Here is a 3,543-nt window from a genome sequence, read left to right on the forward strand (position 1 = left end):
TTCCTTTCCACCAAGGGCGGTCCAGCGCGCCCCTGGCGCTGGCGGGGGTCCGCGGGGCAGAGCCCCCGGCTACCGGGCCAAAGGCCCGGTGCACCCACCACGAAGCCGCGCACCAGCCAGTCCCCCAACAGCGCGGCCGGCGCCCACACAGCGGATGGGCGACAGGCCCTCGCGGCTCCTGCGCCCTCGACTACCTGTCGGCGCTCTCGCCGCACGGGGACGGCGGCCCGGACATGCCTCCGGCCCGGAACGGTGGTTCGTTCCGGGCCGGAGTGCTTGTCAGGTGACGGTGAACAGCTCGTCCTGTAGGGGCTGTTCGGTTGGATGGCGCTTGGAGTTGATGTGCTGGTCCTGGTGGGCGATGTGCTCGGCCAGGGTCCAGTCCACCCATCGCCATTCCGGGAGCAGGGGCCGGGGCCGCGCCCCGGTCGCCTGCCGCATGGTGGTGACTCCTGCGGCACGGGCGGCCGCGCGTCCGGCGTCGGTGAGGATCAGCTTCTCGGGCCGTACGCGGTGGACCGTGGTGTCGTCCATCCATACCTCGCAGTACGGCGTGCCGAGTGCGGTGATCATGGCGAGCTGGTGAATGTCACCCCATCCGGGGTGGAGTCCGCCGGGGCTGACCCATACCCAGGTGCCGGGTCGGATGTCGCCGGGGCCCATCGGGGTGTGGTTGTACGGCGGGCGCTGGCGTCTGCGGCGGCTGGGCTTCTTCGGGTAGTAGTGGCTGGGCGGGTAGGTGGGGTTCGCACTGCGCTGCTGGTGCAGCTCTTCGGCCAGCGCGTTCAGGACGTCCTTGCGGGTGTAGCAGATCGGGCCGACGTGCCAGCGTCGGGGACCGTTCCGCTCCCACTGGGTCGTCGCGCCGCACGTACTGCACTGCCCGGCCCGGAGGTATGGCTGGGCGGGCGGGCACGGCCACGGCGTGACGCATGTCCGGCAGAGCCAGACGGGACCGGCTGAGTTGGGCAGGTGCTGGCAAGGGAGATAGATGGGGCGCGTCAGAAGGCTTTCGTCCCGCGTGACGGAAGTTGCCTCGTGCTGGTCGGGCGGGGGCATCGGGCAGGGCTCTCCTGGGTGAGTCAGGGGCCGGGGCGGCGGGGTACGGCCGCCCCGGCCGGGGCCGTTCTACGGCGTGGGCGCGGTGGCGGCCTCTGCCGCGTCCAGGGCCTGCTCGGCCAGCTCGTACGCCGTTGTCAGGGGCTGCGGGTCCATGTCCTCGGCCTGGCCCTCGGGTGCGGTCTTCCGGGCGCGGTTGAGCGCGCGGACTGCCTGCATGGCGACGTGGTAGCCGACTTCGTTCTGCCCCTGGGCGTAGCAGGCGAACAACAGCAGCTCCACCTCCACCGTGTTGACGTGCTTGAGTACCGGACCTTCCGCACGCCGGGCGGCGGCGAGCGCCTGGCGGCCGCTGGTGACGCTGAACTGCGCGATGCCGGACAGCGGGGCCTCCTCGGCTGCGGCCTGCGCCGGGACGGGCAGGGCGCGAGCGTCGAGGGCGGCGGCGGCGGCGTGGAGGTTCGTGATCGCGGTGCGGCGGAGGAACGCAGGACGGGCGAGGTGTCGGGCCGCCGTGGCGTAGCGGTCGGCCAGGGCGGCCCACGCGCGCGCCTGGGCCGGCTGGTCGCGCTCGGCGGCCAGGGCGGCCTCGTCGGCCGTGATGCGGGCGCGCTGGTGGCAGAGGGCCGACTGGGACCGGAGCCAGCAGCGATTGGGAGCGCCGCGCTGGTCGAGCTCGGCGGCTTGGGCGGCCGCGCGGTACGTCTGCGCGGCCTGCTGGGCGCGGAGCAGGGGGCGGCCGAAGGTCTCGGTGAACATCCGGCCGTCGTGTCCGGCGACCAGGCGGTCACGGCGGGAGCGGGCGGCGATGGCGTTGCCGCCCAGGTTGGGCAGGTCGGCGGGGAAGGTCATGGTCGTGCTTCTCCTTGTGTCGGGTTTCGAGGGGTGCAGGGGCGGCGGTGCCATCCGCCGCCCCTGCGGGTGGGGCGGTTGGGCTACTCGCTGGGGCGGTTCTGAGGCGGGAGGGTTCCGTCGCCGTGGTCGCCGTGACGCGGCGCGGCGTCGGCGTCTTCGTACCGCGCGCCGAGTTCGGTGGGGAGGTACGACCAGCCGGTGGCCGGGACCTTGTACCGGACGACCGCGACCCGGCCGGGTCGCGGGGTGTCGTCGCCCTCGTCGTGGCGGACGGTGGGGCCGACGTAGGTGACCTCCCCGTGTCCATGGGGCTCGGGGATCGTGTCGCCGGGCTTGATCTCTTCGCCGCTGGTCAGGCTGACGAGTCGGACGCCGGTCTGCTGGCGGGGGAAGGCGGGGATGGCTCGGCTGTTGAAGTCGTCGTGCTGCATGGGGGCGCTGCTCCTCGCGTGGGGGGTGGGGGTTTCGAGGGGCCGGGGCGGCGGTGCCATCCGCCGCCCCGGCCGGGTGGGGCGGGTTGTGTCAGCTGCGGTCGCAGGCGATTACGAGCAGGCCCGGCCAGGTATAGCCGGTCTCAATGGAGGTGAACTCGCGCTCTTCGACGGTGAGCGAGCGGTGGAGGGCGAAGTCGTCGCCGCAGACGTCGCAGCTGAACCGGCCGAAGTAGGGGCCTGCGGCGCTGCGCTTGTCGATCTCGGGTTCTTCGATGGTGCGGGTCACTGCGGCGCTGCTCTCGACGCCTGTGGGGGTGGTGGTCACGGTGGGTTTTCTCCTTACCTGGTGGGGGCGGGTTCGAGTGGGGCCGGGGCGGCGGTGCCATCCGCCGCCCCGGCCGGGGCGGGCTACTTGAGCGACCGGGCGAGCGCGGTCCGCAGCGGGCCGGTGTCGGCGCAGACTGCGCGCATCGGCGCGGCGAGTGCCGATCCGAACGCGGTGGCGTGCAGTTCCTGACCGGCGCGTCCGGTCTCGCTCGCCTTGACGTATCCGTGCCAGTACGCCGCGAGGACGCTGTCGCTGAGCCCGTCCAGTTCCTCCAGCGGGGCCTTGTCCTCGTCGGCGGCGGTGGCCATGAGGTGATCTCGCAGACCGGCCAGTGCGGCCGCAGGGAATTCCAAGGTGGTGGTCATCGCGTCCTCTTCCGTACGGGTTTCGAGTGATGCCGGTCGGGGTGCCAACCCCTTCCAACAAGAACAACAATACCAGCTTTGGAGAGAATCGTGGGGGTTGCGGGGGTGCGTTTCTGAACTTTTTTCGCCCCTGGCCCTGGAACCGCTACCCTGGTGTTCTCTCGTTCCGCGTGGAAGTAGCGCCCCTTCGGGGTTGACGCCACCACGCGCGGTGCGGGTTTCGAGAAGACCGGCGACCGCGCCAGCCTGCCGCGCACTTGTGTGTGGGGGGTCCTGCCTTATGGCAGGGCGGTCGCCGGTCGCTTTTCCGGCTACGGCGTGGCTGCGGCCACGTAGGCCGTGACGACCCGGACGAGATTGGCGGTGTCCGCCGCGCAGTCGGTGTCCGTTGACCGGTAGACCTGTTTCGAGTGGGGCCGGGGCGGGGGGGCCCACCGCCGCCCCGGCCGGGGCCGGTCAGAACTCGGTGTCGATCCAGACCACCCCGTACGGGGTCGTGCGC

General features: G+C 72.2%; 5 protein-coding genes. All 5 read right to left on the reverse strand.

From position 1 onward, the window contains the following. Window positions 1-279: 279 nt before the first annotated feature. Window positions 280-1,059 carry a hypothetical protein gene (locus tag HNQ79_RS33030; RefSeq protein WP_185036678.1) on the reverse strand — a complete coding sequence of 260 codons (780 nt, stop codon included), beginning with the start codon at window positions 1,057-1,059 and terminating at the stop codon, window positions 280-282. 69 nt (window positions 1,060-1,128) lie between these two features. Beyond that, entirely contained in the window at window positions 1,129-1,911 is a 783-nt protein-coding gene (locus tag HNQ79_RS33035; RefSeq protein WP_185036679.1) for a hypothetical protein, read from the reverse strand. A gap of 83 nt (window positions 1,912-1,994) precedes the next feature. Then, on the reverse strand, window positions 1,995-2,345 hold the full coding sequence (locus tag HNQ79_RS33040) for a hypothetical protein (protein ID WP_185036680.1): 351 nt from the start codon (window positions 2,343-2,345) through the stop codon (window positions 1,995-1,997). Window positions 2,346-2,436: 91 nt separating this feature from the next. Then, window positions 2,437-2,673, reverse strand: coding sequence for a hypothetical protein (locus HNQ79_RS33045; RefSeq protein ID WP_185036681.1), 237 nt, complete (start codon window positions 2,671-2,673; stop codon window positions 2,437-2,439). 83 nt (window positions 2,674-2,756) lie between these two features. Then, window positions 2,757-3,041: a hypothetical protein gene (locus HNQ79_RS33050; protein ID WP_185036682.1), complete on the reverse strand. Its 285-nt coding sequence runs from the start codon at window positions 3,039-3,041 to the stop codon at window positions 2,757-2,759. Window positions 3,042-3,543 lie beyond the last annotated feature (502 nt).

The sequence above is a fragment of the Streptomyces candidus genome (assembly GCF_014207445.1).
GTDB classification, from domain to species: domain Bacteria; phylum Actinomycetota; class Actinomycetes; order Streptomycetales; family Streptomycetaceae; genus Streptomyces; species Streptomyces candidus.